This is a genomic window from Achromobacter pulmonis (assembly GCF_021733725.1).
GTDB classification, from domain to species: Bacteria; Pseudomonadota; Gammaproteobacteria; order Burkholderiales; family Burkholderiaceae_B; genus Achromobacter; species Achromobacter pulmonis.
Map to the genome: position 1 here is coordinate 1290696 of NZ_JAIFOT010000001.1, position 17237 is coordinate 1307932.

Sequence of the window (17237 nt, forward strand, 5' to 3'; positions counted from 1 at the left end):
GCCCCCCCCCTGCGGCCCGGCCCCTGCCGGGCCGCAGGCCGACGCGCCGTATGCGCAAGCGGTTGGCCCCTCCTTGTCCACCCCTACTCCAAGGAAGACCGCTCCATGCGCCGCCCGCAACACCCCGCCCGTCCCGGGTCGTCTCCCCCTTCATTGCCACGGCCGGCCGCCGTGAATCGCATGTTGCGCCAGACCGTGCTGGGCGCGCTCCTGATGACCGCGACGGCTGTCACAACGGCGCACGCGCAGAACGCGGCGCCCGCCGCCAGCGCCCCCCATGCCTATGACGTCCCCGCCGGCCCGCTGGCCGGCGCGCTGAGCCGCTTCGCAGAACAGTCGAACATCCTGCTCAGCGTGCCGGCCGACATGACGGCGGGCAAAACCAGCCCCGGCGTGCGCGGCGCCTACCGCGTGGACACCGCATTCCGGATCCTGCTGAGCAACACCGGCCTGCAAGCCGTGCGTCGGCCCGAGGGCGGCTATGCGCTGCGGCCCGCGCCGGCGGCCTCGGCCACCACCTTGCCCGCCGTCGTGGTGACAGGCGCCAGCGCCTCGGGCCTGCCCGAAGCGTACGCGGGCGGTGAAGTGGCGCGCGGCGCGCGCATCGGCCTGCTCGGCAACCGCGACTTCCTCGACACCCCCTTCAGCGCAACGGCGTACACCGCCAAGTTGATCGAAGACCAGCAGGCGCAAAACATTGGCGATGTGCTGATCAACGATCCCTCGGTGCGCAACACCTACGCGCGCGGCGCTGGCCGCGACGAATTCAACATCCGCGGCTTCACACTGTTCAATTACGACGTCGCCTATAACGGCCTGTACGGCATTTCGCCGCGCAACGCCACGTCCCTGATCGGCATCGAACGCGTCGAGGTGCTGCGCGGCCCCAATGCGCTGCTCAACGGCATGGCGCCCTTCGGCTCGATCGGCGGCGCGATCAACCTGGTGCCCAAGCGCGCTGGCGACGAGCCGCTCAACCGCGTGACGCTGTCGTACATCGAGAACAGCCAGTTCGGCGCGCAGGCAGACATTTCGCGCCGTTTCGGCGAGGATGACCGCGCCGGCGTGCGGCTGAACGTGCTGCGCAGCGGCGGCGACATGAACATCTCCGGCGCCAGCGAGGACCTGGGCGCGCTTTCGCTCGGGCTGGACTATCGCGGCAACCGTTTCCGCATCGACGGCGACATCAACTACCAGAACCGCGTGACGGACGCCCGCAGCGGCCTGCTGTTCCCGCCCGGCGCGGGCCAGGAGATCGGCCGCGCGCCGGATCCGAAACGCAACGTCTTCCCCGACTGGACCTACTGGAAGGCGAAGGAATGGAGCGGCGACGTGCGGGCCGAATATGATCTTTCCGATGACTGGACGGTCTACGGCGCGCTGGGCGCGCGGCGCCACGATTTCGAGAGCTTGCAAACAACCTGGCTGATGCTCGACGGCACCGGACGGATCGGTTCGGTGCCCGCCCGCCTCAACGAAAGGCTGTTGAGCAAGACCGGAGAAATCGGCCTCCGCGGCCGCTTCGACACCGGCCCGATCCAGCACGAACCCACCCTGTCCGCCAGCTTCCTCGACATTGATTATTCGTCGGCGCGGGTGCGCGCTTCCACCGTGTTCTCCAACCTTTACGATCCCGTCGACCTGGCCAGGCCAGACATCGCCAAGCCCACCGATCTGGGCAAGACCAGCGACACGCGGCTGTACAGCGTGGCGCTGGCCGACACCCTGTCCGTGCTGGACGGCGCGGTGCAGTTGACGGCCGGCCTGCGCCAGCAACGCGTGCAATCGGTGAACTACAACCCGGCGACCGGCGACCGCACTTCGGACTACGGCAAGTCGGCCCTCACGCCGGCGTTCGCCCTGACGCTCAAGCCCGGCCCGCATCTGTCCCTGTACGGCAATTACATCGAGGGCCTGAGCCAGGGCGGCACCGCGCCGGCCGAGGCCGCGAATGCGGGCGAAACGCTCAAGCCGGACGTGTCCAGGCAGTACGAGATCGGAGCCAAGTACGACTTCGGCACCCTCGCCACCACGTTGAGCGCGTTCCAGATCGAGCAGCCCAGCGCCTACGTCGACCCCGATACGCTGCGCTACCAGGCCGATGGCCGGCAGCGTAACCGCGGCGTGGAATTCCTGCTGCAAGGCGAACTGGCGCGGCGTGTGCGCCTGCTTGGCGGCGTGGCCTATACCCAGGGCATGCTGACCAAGACCCGCGGCGGCGCGAACGACGGGCACGCCGCGCCCGCCGTGCCACGCTGGCAATTCAACGCCGCGGCGGAATGGGACACGCCGTTCGCGCAGGGCCTGACCCTGACGGCGCGCGTGCTGCGCACCAGCACCCAGTACGTCGACGCGGCCAATACGCAGCAACTGCCGGGCTGGACCCGCTTCGACGTGGGCGCGCGCTATGCGACGAACATCAACCGCACGCCCGTGACCTTGCGGGCGACGCTGGAAAACGTGTTCAACAAGCGTTACTGGCAATCCGCCGCGCGCGAAGGCCTGACCGTGGCGGCGCCGCGCACGCTGCTGCTGTCGGTGACCGCGGCGTTCTAGCGCGGCCGGTGTCAGGGGGCCGGCATCGCGCCGGCCGCCCTGGCCAGGCACTCCGCCATCTTGCCGCCGACGCTGCCCGAGTCAAACGGCAACCGTCCGATCAGGCCGATCTCGCGGTAAAAGGCGGCCTCCCCCAGCGACACCAGCCGCAGGCCGTCCGTGTCCAGTCCGCGCAGGCGCGGCAGCAACGCCACGCCCAAGCCATGGCGCACCATGTTGGCGATGGCCTCGATCTCGTCCAGTTCCACCGCTTCGTGCACGGCGATGCGCTGCTTCTTCAGGAACAGGTCGACCACCCGCCCCCCGAACGAGGCGCGGTCGTAGCGGATGAACGGCTGCGTGGTCAGCGCCTCGCGCCACGGCGTCGGCGCCAGCGCCGCGGGCATCGCCAGCACCACTTCCTCGCGCAGCAGCGGCTGCCAGCCCAGTTCCGGCGGCAGCGCGAACGGCGGCCGGATCAGCAGCGCCATGTCGACCTCGCCCGCGTCCACCTGCCCCAGCAGCGCCAGCGACACCCCGGGCACGATGCGCACGCGCACGTCGGGGTAGCCGGCGCGGAATTCGGCCAGCGCCCGCACCAGCAGGTCCTGCTGCGCCGAGGCGATGGCGCCGATGCGCAGCGAGCCGCTGACATGGCCGCCCCCGGCACTGGCCGCCATGCGCTCGGCCATGGCCACCAGTTCCTCGGCCTGCGGCAGCATCTCGCGGCCGTGGGCGTTCAACACCGCGGCGCGCGCGCTGCGATCGAACAATGCCACCCCCAGGTAGTCCTCCAACCGCCGGATCTGGGCGCTGACCGCCGACTGCGTCAGGCCCAGGCGGGTCCCCGCCCCGGTGAAGGTACCGTCGCGCGCGACCGCAATGAAGGTTTTGAATTCTTTGATCACAATCAATATTTTCGATGCTAAGACACAAAAAATATCGTTTTTCAATCAAAAAAACAATTCATAAACTTACGGGTCCGGACACGCCCCACTGGTGACGGTCCGCATTCTGAATTACCTTTTCCGTCTGACCCGGAGCTTTTCATGACCGCTCAAACCAATCTGCCGCCGTTCCACCTGGCCTTCCCGGTCCGCGACCTGGCCGAAGCCCGCGCCTTCTATGGTGAAAAGCTCGGCTGTCCGGAGGGCCGCAGCTCGCCCGACTGGATCGACTTCAATTTCTACGGCCACCAGATCGTCGCCCACCTGGCCCCCAGCGAGTGCGGCCACAAGGCCACCAGCGCGGTCGACTCGCACAATGTGCCGGTGCGCCATTTCGGCGCGGTGCTTTCCATGGAACAATGGGAAGCCATGGCCAAGCGCCTGACCGATGCCGGCACCGAGTTCGTCATCGAGCCCTACATCCGCTTCAAGGGCGAAGTCGGCGAGCAGGCCACCATGTTCTTCCTGGACCCGTCGGGCAATGCGCTGGAATTCAAGGCGTTCAAGAACCTGGACTCGTTGTTCGCCAAGTAATCCGTCTCTACAGGTTTCGTGCCGTTGAACGCAATATCAGACACATCTTCTCCGGCCGAAGCCGCCTGGCGCATCCAGCCCCAGGGTGATCGCTGCCTGCTCATCACGTTCGGCGACCAGATCGACGCCGCCATCGGCCGTACCTGCCTGGCGGCGGCGCGCCGACTGCGCGAGGCCGGCCTGCCGGGCGTGACCGACGTGGTGCCGTCGTTCGTGGCGGTGGCGGTGCACTACCGGCCCGACGGCCTGGGCAACGGCCCCACCTACGCCGATCTGGCCGAGCGCATCGAAGCGCTGCTGGCCGACGGCATCGCGGTGGACGCCGCCGCCGGCCGCGAGATCGACGTCCCCGTTTGCTACGGCGGCGAGCACGGTCCCGACCTCGACGAGGTCGCCCGCGCCGCCGGCCTGACTGCCGACCAGGTCATCGCGCTGCACAGCGGCCCGCGCAGCATGGTGTTCATGCTGGGCTTCGCCCCCGGCCACGCCTACCTGGGCGTACACGACGAAAAACTGAATCTGCCGCGACGCGCCTCGCCGCGCACCGCCGTGCCGCCCGGCGCGGTGGCCATCGCCAACCGCCAGACCGTGATCTACCCCAACCGCCTGCCGGGCGGCTGGCACATCATCGGCACCACGCCCCTGACCATGTTCGACCCCGCACGCGAACCCGCCGCCTACCTGCAACCGGGCGACTCGGTGCGCTTCGTGCCGATCAGCGCCGACGAATTCGAGCGCCTGCGGGAGGCCCGGCCATGAGCATCACCGTCATCAAGCCGGGCATGCTGTCCAGCTTCCAGGACCGCGGCCGCGAGGGCTACCAACACCAGGGCATCCCGGCCGCCGGCGCCATGGACGAACGCGGCCACCGCCTGGCCAACGCGCTGGCCGGCAACAGCGGCGACCCGGCCACGCTCGAAATGACGCTGACCGGCCCGACCTTGCGCTTTGACGCGCCGGCCTGCTTCGCGCTGGCCGGGGCCGACCTGGGCGCCACGCTCAACGGCCAGGAGATCGCGCTGCATCGCCCGCTGATCGCCCGCGCCGGCGACGTGCTGGCCTTCGGCGCCCGGCCCGCCAACGGCGTGCGCGGCTATCTGGCCGTCCATGGCGGCTTCGCGCTGACGCCGGTGATGGGCAGCGAAACCACCTACCTGCGCAGCGGTTTCGGCGGTTTCAAGGGCCGCGCGCTGACCAAGGGCGACCAGGTCGGCCTGCGCCACACGCTGGCCGGCGACGACCTCGACGCGCTGCAAAAGGCGCTGTGGGACTTGCGCATCTACCTGCCCGGCGCGCTCGGCGCCAAGCAGCGCGACACCATCCGCTTCCTGCCCGGCCTGCAGTGGCAGGAATTCACCGAGGCCAGCCGCCAGGCCTTTGGCGGCGCCGAGTTCCGCATCAGTCCGCAGTCGGACCGCATGGGCTACCGCCTGCAAGGCCCGGCGCTGTCCATGAGCCAGCCGCGCCAGATGCTGTCGGAAGCCGCCTGCTTCGGCACCGTGCAGGTGCCGGCCGGCGGCGAAGCCATCATTCTCATGGCCGACCGGCAGACCACTGGCGGCTATCCCAAGATCGCGCAGATCGCCACCGTCGACCTGCCGCTACTGGCGCAATCGGCGCCCGGCCGCACGCTGCGCTTTGCGCGCATCGAGCTGGACGAGGCGCAGCGCCTGGACGGCGAGCGCGAGCGCGCCTTCACCCAATTGCTGGACGCGCTGGCGCCGCTGCGCGCGCGGCTGGCAACGACAGGAACCCCCTCATGAGCACAAGCATCGACCTGAACTGCGACATGGGCGAAAGCTACGGCGCCTGGAGCATGGGCAACGACGCCGCGGTGCTGGCCTTCGTCAGCTCGGCCAACATCGCCTGCGGCTTCCATGGCGGCGACCCCGCCACCATGCGCAAGACCGTGGCCGCCGCCCTCGCGCAGGGCGTGGCGCTGGGCGCGCACCCCAGCCTGCAGGACCTGGCCGGCTTCGGCCGCCGCGCCATCCCGACCACGCCGGACGAGGCCTACGACATCACGGTCTACCAGATCGGCGCGCTGGCCGGCGTGGCCGCTTCGCAAGGCGCGCGGCTGCATCACGTCAAGGCGCATGGCGCGCTCTACAACATGGCTGCCAAGGACGAAGGCCTGGCGCGCGCCATCTGCCAGGCGATCAAGGACGTCGATGCCTCGCTGGTGCTGTACGGGCTGGCGGGCAGCAAGCTGATCGACGCCGCGCGCGCCATCGGGCTGGCGGCGGCCAACGAGGTCTTCGCCGACCGCTCCTACCAGGACGATGGCTCGCTGACCCCGCGCACCCGCGCCGGCGCCATGATCGAAGACGTCGGCCAGGCGGTGGCGCAGGTGGTGCGCATGGTCAGGGAAGGCAAGGTGCGCTCGGTCGACGGCAAGGACGTAGCGGTGCAGGCCGACACGCTCTGTATCCATGGCGACCAGCCCAATGCGCTGGTCTTCGCCCGCGCCATCCGCGAGGCGCTGGAACAGGCCGGCATCGCCGTGCGCACGCCGTCGGCACAGGCCTGAGACCCCGTCTGGGCCGCCGGCCGGCGAGGCGCGCCCTGGCCGCCGGCTAGCGCCACCGGCGCGGCGGGCCGCCGGCGCTAGCCGCGCCCGTAGCGTGGCGCCGGCTCTTCCGCGTCCAGCAGCGAAGCCTCGCGGTAGGCGCGCAGGATACCCGGCAACACTTCCAGCACGTAGTTGCGGGTCAGCTCGGCGGCACGGTCGAAATCACGGCTGGCCAGGGCCTGCGTGATGCCGTGGGGATAGGCCTGCAGATTGTTCGATTCCATGCTCTGGCGCGCCCGCAGGTAGCGCAGCGGCTCGACCTGCTCGTACAGCCGGGTCAGCACGTCCGCCAGCGGCGAGTTGCCGGTGTAGCGGGCAATGGCCAGGTAGAACTCGCGCTGCGCCACGATGTAAGCGCGCACGTCGCGCTTGGCCAAGGCGGCGGCAATCGCCGCGTCATAGCCTTGCAACTCGGCCACCAGCGGCGAAATATCGTCCACCTCGGCGACCTGGCGAATGCAATAGGCCTCCAGTTCCGCGCGCAGCTTGTACAGGTGGCGGATCTGGCTTTCGGTATACAGGGTGACCCGGAAACCTTTGCGCTGGACATGAGTCACCAGGCCGCTCAGTTCCAGCAGGCGCAGCGCTTCCCGGATGGGGCTGCGGCTGGTGCCGAAACGCTGCTCCAGTTCTTGTTCCCGCAATGGCTGCCCGGGCCTGATAGTGCCATCCACTATCAACTCACGAATCTGTTCCTGTAGGAAGTACGGAATCGTGGCGGGCGCTTTGACGTCCAATCGGCTCCCCTTGTACTGCGTGATGCAAGTATTGCGATATCGAGAAGATACTAGAAAAAAATTGAAACATAAATAGGAAAATTGTTGCAGGAATGCGCATCGACACCCGGCTCAGTGCCAATCGTCCCGATACACGAACTTCGGCATCTGCCAATTGAAGCGCAGCGCCAGCAAACGCAGCGCCAGCCCGGCCGCCAGGGCGATCGGCACCGCCGCATTGGCCGGCAGGCCCAGGGCCTGCGCGCCCAGGTAAAGCGCCCCGGTCACCACTGACACACTGGCATACAGTTCCTTGCGGAACAGCAGTGGCACTTCGTTACAAAGCACATCGCGCAGCACCCCGCCGGCACAGCCGGTGATCATGCCGCTGATGAGCACCACCGTGATCGGCAGCTGCATCAGCTGCGCCACCTGGCAGCCGATCACCGTGAACGCCACCAGGCCCAGCGCATCGGCCAGCAGGAACACGCTGCGCAGGCGCCGCATCACCGGCGCGATCAGCGCCGTCAGCAACGCCGCCCCCGCCGTCATCCACAGGTATTCGGGATGGATCACCCAGGTCAGCGGATAGTGCCCCAGCAGCACGTCGCGCAACGAACCTCCGCCCAGCGCGGTGACGCAGGCGATGATGCAGACTCCCATCCAGTCCATGTCGCGGCGGCCAGCCGACAGCGCCGCCGTCATGGCCTCGGCCACGATGGCGACCAGGTAAAGGGAATGCAGCAGAACGGGCGAAAGATCGTAGAACATGGACCGGGCCGGTGGACGGACAGGTCCGCGGCAGAACCGGAGACGGTCGCGCGGCGGACGGCAGGCCTCATTGTATTGACAGCGCGGCCGCCGGGCGATTGCCGCTCGCGCGCGCCTGTCTGACGCTGGAAGCGCGTTGATATCGGTCAAGCCGCCGCCCCTGGTCCGGCGGGACAATGGGGTATGCCCGCAAGGGCGATTTCGGCCAGCCGGAGGCTAGCGGGAGCCAACGGCCGGCCCCATATCGGGAGAAACGCATGTCACAACACACCGGCCCCATCCTTCTGGCCACGGACCTGAGCGCGCGGGGCGATCGCGCCCTGGACCGCGCGCTGCAACTGGCCAAGGAACTCAATACCAAACTGGTGGTGCTGCACGTCATGGAAAACCATGCCGCGCCGGCCCGCCTGACCACGCCGGTCTGGCGGCGGCTGGCGGCCGACCACAAGGCCCTGGCCGAGCGTGAACTGGCCGAGGACCTGGCCAACGCTGGCGTGCCCACCGAAGTCGTGGTCACCAAGGGCGATCCGCTGACATGCATCATGGAAACGGCCGACAGCTTCGGCTGCTCGCTGATCATCGCCGGCATCGCGCGCGACGAAACCCTGGGCCGCCTGCTGCTGGGCACCACGGTCGAAAAGCTGGTGCGCCAGGCGCGCCAGCCCGTGCTGGTGGTCAAGAACCGGCCGCGCAAGCCGTATCGCGACGTGCTGGTCGCCACCGACTTTTCGGCCGGCTCGCGCCAGGCGCTGCGCGCCGCGCTGCAACTGGTGCCTAACGCCAGCCTGACGCTGTTCCATGCCTACGACGTGCCGTTCCAGGGCAAGAACCCCGTGCCGGACGACGCCGTGACCCGCAGCTTCTACCACGCGGCCGAGCAGAGTTCGCGCGAGTTCATCGCCGCCACGCCAGAACTGGCCGACGTGGCGCCGCCCAACGTCGTAATGGAATGCGGCCAGCCGGAAACGGTGCTGTCGGAATATTCGTTCAACCATCGTTCCGATCTGGTCGTCACCGGCACCCATGGCCGTACCGGCCTGCTGCGCACGGCTATCGGCAGCGTCGCCGAGCGGTTGCTGGAAGCCTTGCCCAGCGACGTGCTGATCGTCCGGCTGACCGGCGAGGAATAACGCGAAGGCGGGCGCCGGGCCCAGGCGGCCCCGGCGTCAGCCGTCGCCGTTCTGGATCATGGCCTCGATGCGGCCGCGCATCGCGTGCAGCAGCAGCAGGCCCGGCAAGGCGATCGCCACCGTCACCAGGAAGAACCCGGGCCAGCCCAGGTGCTCGACCAGGGGCGGCGTCAGCGGCCCGGCCAGGTAGGTGCGGCCAACCGCCGATAGCGCGGACAGCAGCGCGAACTGCGTGGCCGAGAAGCGCTGGCGGCACAGGGCCATCAAGAGCCCGACGAAGGCCGCCGTGCCCAGGCCGCCGCACAGGTTTTCCAGCCCGACCGCCGCGCCCATCAGCCAGATGTTCTTGGGACTGACCGAGATCAGCCAGTAGCCCAGGTTGGACACCGCCTGCAGCAGCCCGAAGACCATCAGCGAGCGGTACAGGCTCCAGCGCGACATGACGAGGCCGCCGGCCAGGGCGCCAATGACGGTCGCGGCCATGCCCATGACCTTGTTGACCGCGCCGACCTCGGTGGGCGTGTAGCCCGCGCCGCGGATCAGGAAGGTAGTCGAGAGCGCGCCGGCAAAGGCGTCGCCCAGCTTGTACAGCACGATCAACAACAATATCGCCAGCGCGCCGCGCCGGGTGAAGAATTCCTGCAACGGCGCCGATACCGCCTCGCCCAGGCTGCGCGGGGGCTGCGACAGCTGCTCCGGTTCGGGCGCCCACAACGTCGCAAACGCGCACAGCAGCATCAGCCCCCCCATCACCACATAGGTATAGCCCCAGCCGATCCATCGATCCGCCATGATCAGCGCCAGCCCGCCGGAGACGATCATGGCCACGCGGTAGCCCATGACCTTGATAGCCGCGCCGGCGCCGCGTTCGTCCTTGCGCAGCACATCGGTGCAATAGGCGTCGAAGGCAATGTCCTGGGTGGCCGACAGGAACGCCACCAGCACCGCCAGCAGGGCCAGCCCCTGCAAGGCCGACGACGGCGACATCGTGCCCATGACCATGATCGCCAGCCCCAGCAACACCTGCGTCACCAGCATCCAGCCCCGGCGCCTTCCAAGCAGCGGCGGCGCATAGCGGTCCACCAGCGGCGCCCACAGAAACTTGAGCGTGTAGGCCGAACCCACCAGGGTCAGGAAACCGATCTGCTGCAGCGGCACGCCGGCCACCGTGGCCCAGGCCTGCAAGGTGCCGCTGGTCAGGGCCAGCGGCAATCCGCTGGCGAACCCCAGGACCAGCAGAGGCGCAACGCGGCGACTGGTGTAGACATTGGAAGCAAAGAAAATGACGGTCTCCTGAAACGGGCCGGCGCCACGCGCGGCCGGGCGCGGCGGGCCTGCGGCATTTTAGGCGCTGCCACCCAGGCCGTCAGCCGGCGTTTCAGAATATCAGGGCGAGGCGAAGCGGTACACCGCCAGGGTGCTGCGCCAGCTCGGAAAGACCTTGATCTCGCGCCCTTCGTTGAAGGTGGCGCGCTCCAGGATGCGCAGGCCGAGTTCGGCGGCCAGTTGCTCGAAGTCGCGCAACGTGCACAGGTGGATGTTGGGCGTGTTGTACCACTGGTAGGGCATCTGGCCCGTCACCGGCATGCGGCCGCGCAGGATGGCCCAGCCATGCGGCCAGTAGCCGAAATTGGGAAACGACACCACCCCATGGCGCGCCACCCGCGCCATCTCGCGCAGGATGTGCTCGGTGCGGTGCATGGACTGCAGCGTCTGCGACAGCACCACGGTGTCGAACTGCTTGTCGTCGAACAGCGCCAGGCCGTCTTCCAGGTTCTGTTGGATCACCTCGACGCCGCGCCGCACGCAGGCGATGACGCAGGTGTCGTCCAGTTCGACGCCCGCGCCGCGCACCTGGCGGTGGTCGCGCAGGTGCGCCAGCAGCGCGCCGTCGCCGCACCCCAGGTCCAGCACCCGGCTGCCGGGTTCGATCCAGCTGGCGATGCGCGCCAGGTCGGGGCGCAGCGTGTTGACGGCGGGACGGGGAGTCACGGGATTCATGCGGAGCGTCCTTCGGTCTGAGCGGCGGTCAGCCCCAATTCGCGGGCAATGCGCTCGTAATAGCCGCGCACCACGGCATGGTAGCGCGCATCGTCCAGCAGGAAGGCATCGTGCCCGTGCGGCGCGTCGATCTCGGCGTAAGTGACGGGGCTGGAATTCTTGAGCAAGGCGCGCACGATCTCGCGCGAGCGCTCCGGCGGAAAGCGCCAGTCGGTCGTGAACGACACCAAGAGGAAATCCGACTTGGCCGGCGCCAGCGCGCGCGCCAGATCGCCGCCGGTCTCGCGGGCCGGATCGAAATAATCCAGCGCGCGGGTGATCAGCAGATAGGTATTGGCGTCGAAATAGCGCGTGAACTTCTCGCCCTGGTAGCGCAGGTACGACTCGACCTCGAATTCAACGTCGTAGCCATAGCGGTAGGCGCCGTCGGCGGCCGGCTCGCGTTGGGCGCGGCCGAATTTCTCGGCCATGTCGTCGTCGGACAGGTACGTGATATGGCCGATCATGCGCGCCACCGACAGGCCGCGGCGCGGCACGGTGTCCTGCGCGTAGTAATCGCCGCCGTGGAAATCCGGGTCGGTGATGATGGCGCGGCGCGCCACCTCATTGAAGCCGATGTTCTGCGCCGACAGGCGCGGCGTGCTGGCGATGACCACGCAGTGGGCCACGCGCTCGGGCAGCGTGATGGCCCAGCTCAGGGCCTGCATGCCGCCCAGCGAGCCGCCCATCACGGCGGCGAAGCGCTCGATGCCGAAATGGTCCGCGACCCGCGCCTGCGCCCGCACCCAGTCCTCCACCGTCAACACGGGAAACGCCGCGCCCCAGGGCTTGCCGGTCTCGGGGTTGATGCTGGCCGGCCCGGTCGAGCCGAAGCACGACCCCAGGTTGTTGACGCCGATGACGAAGAACACGTTGGTGTCCACCGGCTTGCCCGGGCCCACCATGTTGTCCCACCAGCCGACGTCGCCGGGGTTGTCCGCGGCCTGGCCCGCGACGTGGTGCGAGGCATTCAGGGCGTGGCAGATCAGCACCGCGTTGCTGCGGGTGGCGTTGAGCGTGCCATAGGTTTCGACCGCCAGCTCGTAGCTGGCCAGCGACTGGCCGCTGAGCAGCGGCAAGGGCTCGTCGAAACGCAGGAAGACGGGAGCGACCGGTCCGACGGAACCGGGATCAGCGGCATCGGACCGAACAATGGCGGCGGGCAGGTTCGCGGGCGCGGCACTGGCCGGATCACCGGCCAAATTCTGGGCAGGAGTGGTCATACGGACCTCTTTAGCTGGATTTATTGGAAGGCGCCCGCAAGCGGATCAGGCAAATCGGCGCCGAAAATTGGGTGGTGCGGCAGGAATTCTAGCACTGCTGGCGGCGGGGTCGGCAAGCGGCTGGGCGGGCGGCGGGCAGCGGGTCCGCGCCCGGTCCGGCTCAGGCGCCCGCCTCCCAGGGCTCATGGCCGAGGTATTCATAGCGCCCGGTGTTGACGCGCGAGATGCGCCATTCGACCGGCTGACGGTTGTACGAATAGGCCACGCGGCGGATCTCTAGCAACGCCGCGCCTTCGGCCACGCCCAGCCAGCGCGCGTGGGCACGGTCCGCCAGGCAGGTGCGCAGGCGTTCGTCGGTGGCGATGACGTTGACGCCGAACACATCCTGGTAAAGCGCATACAGCGTGCTGGCGCGCTCGCGCAGGTGCGCTTCGGTCATGCCCGGAAAGCGCGATTCCGGCAGGCAGATGTCGTCGACCATCACCACGTCGCCGTTGAGCGACAGCATGTTGAGGAATTCGAACACGTAGGCGCCCGCGGCCAGGCCGAGCTTGTCGCGGGCCTCGGCCGAGGCCTTGACGCGGCGAAAACGCAGCAGCTCGGTGGTCGGGTACGACTTGTGGCCATCCTGGCGCAGGATGCGGAAGAACTTGAAGAAGTGGTGGTTGCGGGTGTGCGCCGCCACATAGGTGCCGCGGCCCTGGTGCCGCACCAGGATGTTCTCGGCGGCCAGTTCGTCGATCGCCTTGCGCAGCGTGCCGATCGACACGCCGAAACGCTCGGCCAGGTGCTTCTCCGGCGGAATCGCCTCGCCCTGCTTCCACTCGCCTTGCGCCAGCGCGGCAAGCACGGCCAGCTTGACCTGCTCGTACAAGGGACTGCCCAAAGGCACAGTCGATGACAGGCTGGTGTTCATGGGTGCATCGCAATAAATCAGGACCTCCAGTGTAGCGGCGCGCGCGGCACCTTCTCAAGTCATTCAATTCATATATATGATTTAGTTGACATGGAAAAAAGCCGGCCCTAAGATTTGCCGGACGTTGTGATCCGAAGCGCCCGCGGCAGTCCGCCGCGGCGCTCACCCAGGAGAGGAAGACGATGATTCACGCCGTATTGCACGATGCCAAGGACACGGTGGCGGTCGCCGTGGTGGAAGGCCTGACCGCCGGAACGGAGCTCAATGCCTGGATCATGGACGAGGACAAGATCGTCCATGTGCGGGCCTCGCAGGACATCCCCATCGGCCACAAGGTGGCGATGAAGGACATGGCCGTGGGCGACACGGTCTACAAGTACGGCGTGGACATCGGCCGCGTGGTGGCGCCGATCCAGGCCGGCCAGCACGCCCATGTGCACAACATCAAGACCAAGCGCTGGTAAGCCGCTCCCTTCGCCCACACAGGAAACCATCATGTCCGTCATCAATGCTCAGACCACCTTCCAGGGCTACCGCCGCGACAACGGCCGGGTCGGCGTGCGCAACCACGTCATCGTGCTGCCCGTGGACGACATCTCCAACGCCGCGGCCGAGGCCGTGGCCAACAACATCAAGGGCACCCTGGCCCTGCCCCACCCCTACGGCCGCCTGCAATTCGGCGAGGACCTGGAACTGCACTTCCGCACGCTCATCGGCACCGGCTGCAACCCCAACGTGGCGGCGGTGGTGGTGATCGGCATCGAGGAAGGCTGGACCAAGCGCGTGGTCGACGGCATCGCCGCCACCGGCAAGCCGGTCATGGGCTTCAGCATCGAACTGCATGGCGACCACGACACCATCATGCGGGCCTCGCGCTGCGCCAAGGAGTTCGTGCACTACGCCACCGCCCTGACCCGCAGCACGTGTCCGATCTCGGACCTGTGGGTCTCGACCAAATGCGGCGAGTCCGACACCACCTCCGGCTGCGGCGCCAACCCGACCGTGGGCAACGCCTTCGACAAGCTCTACGCGCTGGGCTCGACCCTGGTGTTCGGCGAAACCTCGGAACTGACCGGCGGCGAGCACATCGTCGCGGCGCGCTGCGCCAACGACGCGGTGCGCGAGCGCTTCATGTTCATGTTCGACCGCTACCAGGCCATGATCGACCGCTGGAAGACCAGCGACCTGTCCGAATCGCAACCCACCAAGGGCAACATCGCCGGCGGCCTGACCACCATCGAGGAAAAGGCGCTGGGCAACATCCAGAAGATCGGCAAGCAGTGCCGCGTCGACGGCGTGCTGGACAAGGCCGAGATCCCCGACGGCCCGGGTCTGTGGTTCATGGATTCGTCCTCAGCCGCGGCCGAGATGGTGACGCTGTGCGCGGCCTCCGGCTACGCGGTGCACTTCTTTCCCACCGGCCAGGGCAACGTCATCGGCAACCCGATCCTGCCGGTCATCAAGATCTGCGCCAACCCGCGCACGGTGCGCACCATGTCGGAACACATCGACGTCGACACCAGCGGCCTGCTGCAGCGCGAGATCGACCTGAACCAGGCTGGCGACGAGCTGCTCGAATCCATGCTGGCCACCGCCAACGGCCGCTGGACCGCGGCCGAAGCCCTGGGCCACCGCGAATTCGTCCTGACCCGCATCTTCGAAAGCGCCTGACGGCGCACCGGCGCGGCCGGGTTGCGCCGCAACCCCGGCCGCGCCGCGCGCCAACCGCCGTCCATGCCGTACGGACGGCATTCCCGCAGCACCGCAGTTCCCTCGGAGCACACGCACAAAAGCATGCAGACCCGGGCGCAAGCCGCCACGGCAGCACAGGCGTAAGCATTCCTACCCGGGCGCCACCCCCAAGGAGGAAGACAGATGAATCGCGAGCAACACCCCCCTATCGACGACGCCCAGCGCCGCCGCGTACTGGCCACGCTCGGCGCGGCCGGCCTCTGTGCGCTGACCCCATGGCAACGGGCGCTGGCGCAGAAAGGCGCCTGGCCGGACCGGCCCATCAGCTATGTGGTGCCGTTCCCGCCCGGCGGCCTGACCGACGTGGCCGCGCGCCAGGTAGGCAAGGCCTTGAACGATGCCGAAAGCTGGAACATCGTGATCGAGAACCGCCCCGGCGGCAGCGCCAACATCGGCGCGGCGCATGTGTCGCACGCCGCGCCCGATGGCTACACCTGGCTGGCGATCACCCTGTCGCATGCCGCCAATGCCACGCTGTTCGCCGGCAAGGCAGGCTACGACCTGACCCGCGACCTGGTGCCGCTGGCCGGGCTGGCGTCTTCGCCCATCATGGTGGTGGTCAACGCCAAGAGCCCCATCAAGACCATGGCGGACCTGGCACGCGCGGCCGCCGCCAAGCCGCTGGCGGCCGGCTCCAGCGGCAACGGCACGCCGCCGCACCTGACGCTGGCGCTCTACCAGAAGCTGACCGGCGTCCAGTTGATGCACGTGCCTTACAAAGGCGGCGCGCCGTCGCTGACCGACCTCATCGGCGGCCACCTGGACGTGGTCTTCTCCAATTACCCCGAATCGCTGGCGCACGTGAAGAACGGCTCGCTGCGCGCTCTGGCCATTACCACGCGCGCCCGCAGCGCCGACCTGCCCGACGTGCCGACGGTGGCGCAGGCCGGCCTGCCCGACCTGATCGTGGAGAATTTCACCGGGGTCATGGCGCCGGCCAACACGCCGCCGGAACTCGTGCAGCGCATCGGCGATGCCATCGTCAAGCAGGTCTCGCAACCCGCCATGAAGCAGGCGCTGACACAACTGGGCTTTGTGCCACAGCCGCGCGGACCGGCGGAATTCGGCAGCTACCTGCGCACCGAGGTGGACCGCTGGGCCAAGATCATCCGCGACGCCAACATCCAGATCGCCTGACGCCGGAGCCGACCCATGCATGTGCTTATCTCGGAGTTCATGGACGCGCCCGCCGTCGATGCCTTGCGGCAGCGTTTCGACGTGCGCTACGCCCCCGACCTGGTGGAACGGCGCGACGACCTGCTGCGGGCGGCCAGCGCGGCCGACGCCCTCATCGTGCGCAACCGCAGCCAGGTGGACGCGGCGCTGCTGGCGGCCGCGCCGCGCCTGCGGGCGGTTGGCCGGCTGGGCGTGGGGCTGGACAACATCGACCTGCCCGGCTGCGCGGCGCGCGGCATCCAGGTGGTGCCAGCCACCGGCGCCAACGCGCGCGCGGTGGCCGAATACGTCATCGGCACGCTGCTCGCGCTACTGCGCAGCGCGTATGCCGCCAGCGCCGAAGTGGCCGCCGGCCAGTGGCCGCGCACGGTCCTGTCGCAAGGGCTGGAGGCGCACGGCCGCACCCTGGGCGTGGTGGGCTTTGGCGGCATCGGCCAGTTGACCGCGCGGCTGGCCGCCGGCCTGGGCATGCGCGTGGTCGCCTGCGACGCGGCGCTGCCGGCGACCCACCCGGCCTGGGCCGAGACCGGGGCCACGCGGCTGGAACTGGACGAGCTGCTGGCCCAGGCCGACGCCGTCACCCTGCATGTGCCGCTGACCGCCGCCACCCGGCATCTGCTGGACGCCGACCGTATCGCCGCCATGCGGCCGGGCGCGGTACTGATCAACACGGCGCGCGGCGGCATCGTCGACGAGGCCGCGCTGGCGGCGGCGCTGCGCGCCGGCCAGTTGCGCGGCGCGGCGCTGGACGTGTTCGAACAGGAACCCCTGCCCGCCGGCGGCGCGCTGGCCGGCGCTCCCAACCTGATCCTGACCCCGCACATTGCTGGCCTGACTCAGGAAGCCAACACCCGGGTTTCCGATATGGTGGCCGCCGGGGTGACAATAGCGCTTACCGGCGGCGCCGAATAAAACGCGGCGCGCC

Annotated in this window: 17 protein-coding genes and 1 riboswitch; of the genes, 10 read left to right on the top strand and 7 right to left on the bottom strand. The window is 68.6% G+C overall.

All coding sequences use genetic code 11. From position 1 onward, the window contains the following. The first annotated feature begins 180 nt into the window (after positions 1-180). Positions 181-2556: a TonB-dependent receptor gene (locus K2W61_RS05900; RefSeq protein WP_236755188.1), complete on the top strand. Its 2376-nt coding sequence runs from the start codon at positions 181-183 to the stop codon at positions 2554-2556. An 11-nt stretch (positions 2557-2567) separates the two neighbouring features. On the opposite strand, the gene K2W61_RS05905 is transcribed toward K2W61_RS05900, so the two are convergent. Next, on the bottom strand, positions 2568-3443 hold the full coding sequence (locus tag K2W61_RS05905) for a LysR family transcriptional regulator (RefSeq protein ID WP_175131856.1): 876 nt from the start codon (positions 3441-3443) through the stop codon (positions 2568-2570). A 141-nt stretch (positions 3444-3584) separates the two neighbouring features. Here K2W61_RS05905 and K2W61_RS05910 point away from each other — a divergent pair, with 141 nt between their 5' ends. The 4 genes from K2W61_RS05910 to K2W61_RS05925 are packed head-to-tail and all read left to right on the top strand — an operon-like array spanning position 3585 to position 6546. Then, positions 3585-4016 carry a VOC family protein gene (locus K2W61_RS05910; RefSeq protein WP_054503561.1) on the top strand — a complete coding sequence of 144 codons (432 nt, stop codon included), beginning with the start codon at positions 3585-3587 and terminating at the stop codon, positions 4014-4016. A 24-nt stretch (positions 4017-4040) separates the two neighbouring features. Beyond that, complete coding sequence (gene pxpB, locus K2W61_RS05915; RefSeq protein ID WP_175131857.1) at positions 4041-4775, top strand: 5-oxoprolinase subunit PxpB; 735 nt, start codon at positions 4041-4043, stop codon at positions 4773-4775. Continuing rightward, entirely contained in the window at positions 4772-5779 is a 1008-nt protein-coding gene (locus tag K2W61_RS05920; protein ID WP_175131858.1) for a 5-oxoprolinase subunit C family protein, read from the top strand. The genes pxpB and K2W61_RS05920 overlap by 4 nt, the downstream gene beginning before the upstream one ends. Further along, positions 5776-6546: a LamB/YcsF family protein gene (locus K2W61_RS05925; RefSeq protein WP_236755189.1), complete on the top strand. Its 771-nt coding sequence runs from the start codon at positions 5776-5778 to the stop codon at positions 6544-6546. Before K2W61_RS05920 ends, K2W61_RS05925 begins: the two co-directional genes overlap by 4 nt. Positions 6547-6623: 77 nt before the next feature. On the opposite strand, the gene K2W61_RS05930 is transcribed toward K2W61_RS05925, so the two are convergent. Further along, the gene (locus tag K2W61_RS05930) at positions 6624-7349 is read right to left on the bottom strand and encodes a GntR family transcriptional regulator (RefSeq protein ID WP_419761633.1); all 726 of its coding nucleotides are present in this window, start codon (positions 7347-7349) and stop codon (positions 6624-6626) included. A gap of 87 nt (positions 7350-7436) precedes the next feature. Next, positions 7437-8075 (bottom strand): trimeric intracellular cation channel family protein, encoded by a 639-nt coding sequence (locus K2W61_RS05935; RefSeq protein ID WP_175131861.1) that lies wholly within the window; start codon positions 8073-8075, stop codon positions 7437-7439. Positions 8076-8332: 257 nt separating this feature from the next. Here K2W61_RS05935 and K2W61_RS05940 point away from each other — a divergent pair, with 257 nt between their 5' ends. Next, positions 8333-9205, top strand: coding sequence for a universal stress protein (locus K2W61_RS05940; protein ID WP_236755191.1), 873 nt, complete (start codon positions 8333-8335; stop codon positions 9203-9205). 36 nt (positions 9206-9241) lie between these two features. On the opposite strand, the gene K2W61_RS05945 is transcribed toward K2W61_RS05940, so the two are convergent. The 4 genes from K2W61_RS05945 to K2W61_RS05960 form a co-directional block, all read right to left on the bottom strand. Then, positions 9242-10489, bottom strand: coding sequence for a muropeptide transporter (locus tag K2W61_RS05945; RefSeq protein WP_175131979.1), 1248 nt, complete (start codon positions 10487-10489; stop codon positions 9242-9244). Positions 10490-10591: 102 nt separating this feature from the next. Next, positions 10592-11206 (bottom strand): methionine biosynthesis protein MetW, encoded by a 615-nt coding sequence (gene metW / locus K2W61_RS05950; protein ID WP_175131863.1) that lies wholly within the window; start codon positions 11204-11206, stop codon positions 10592-10594. Then, complete coding sequence (gene metX / locus K2W61_RS05955; protein ID WP_175140191.1) at positions 11203-12468, bottom strand: homoserine O-succinyltransferase MetX; 1266 nt, start codon at positions 12466-12468, stop codon at positions 11203-11205. The genes metW and metX overlap by 4 nt, the downstream gene beginning before the upstream one ends. Continuing rightward, a riboswitch (SAM riboswitch) is annotated at positions 12458-12539 on the bottom strand. Its footprint overlaps the gene before it by 11 nt. An 89-nt stretch (positions 12540-12628) precedes the next feature. Continuing rightward, on the bottom strand, positions 12629-13384 hold the full coding sequence (locus K2W61_RS05960) for a GntR family transcriptional regulator (RefSeq protein ID WP_175131865.1): 756 nt from the start codon (positions 13382-13384) through the stop codon (positions 12629-12631). 182 nt (positions 13385-13566) lie between these two features. Here K2W61_RS05960 and K2W61_RS05965 point away from each other — a divergent pair, with 182 nt between their 5' ends. From K2W61_RS05965 to K2W61_RS05980, 4 genes are all read left to right on the top strand, one after another. After that, positions 13567-13848, top strand: coding sequence for a UxaA family hydrolase (locus K2W61_RS05965; protein ID WP_049070913.1), 282 nt, complete (start codon positions 13567-13569; stop codon positions 13846-13848). Positions 13849-13879: 31 nt separating this feature from the next. Next, a complete protein-coding gene (locus K2W61_RS05970; RefSeq protein ID WP_236755192.1) occupies positions 13880-15055 on the top strand; it encodes a UxaA family hydrolase in 1176 nt (391 codons plus the stop codon). A 204-nt stretch (positions 15056-15259) separates the two neighbouring features. Continuing rightward, positions 15260-16273, top strand: a complete 1014-nt coding sequence (locus K2W61_RS05975) for a Bug family tripartite tricarboxylate transporter substrate binding protein (RefSeq protein ID WP_175131867.1) — start codon at positions 15260-15262, stop codon at positions 16271-16273. Between the two features lie 15 nt (positions 16274-16288). Then, a complete protein-coding gene (locus K2W61_RS05980) occupies positions 16289-17224 on the top strand; it encodes a hydroxyacid dehydrogenase (RefSeq protein WP_175131868.1) in 936 nt (311 codons plus the stop codon). The last annotated feature ends 13 nt before the right edge of the window (positions 17225-17237 follow it).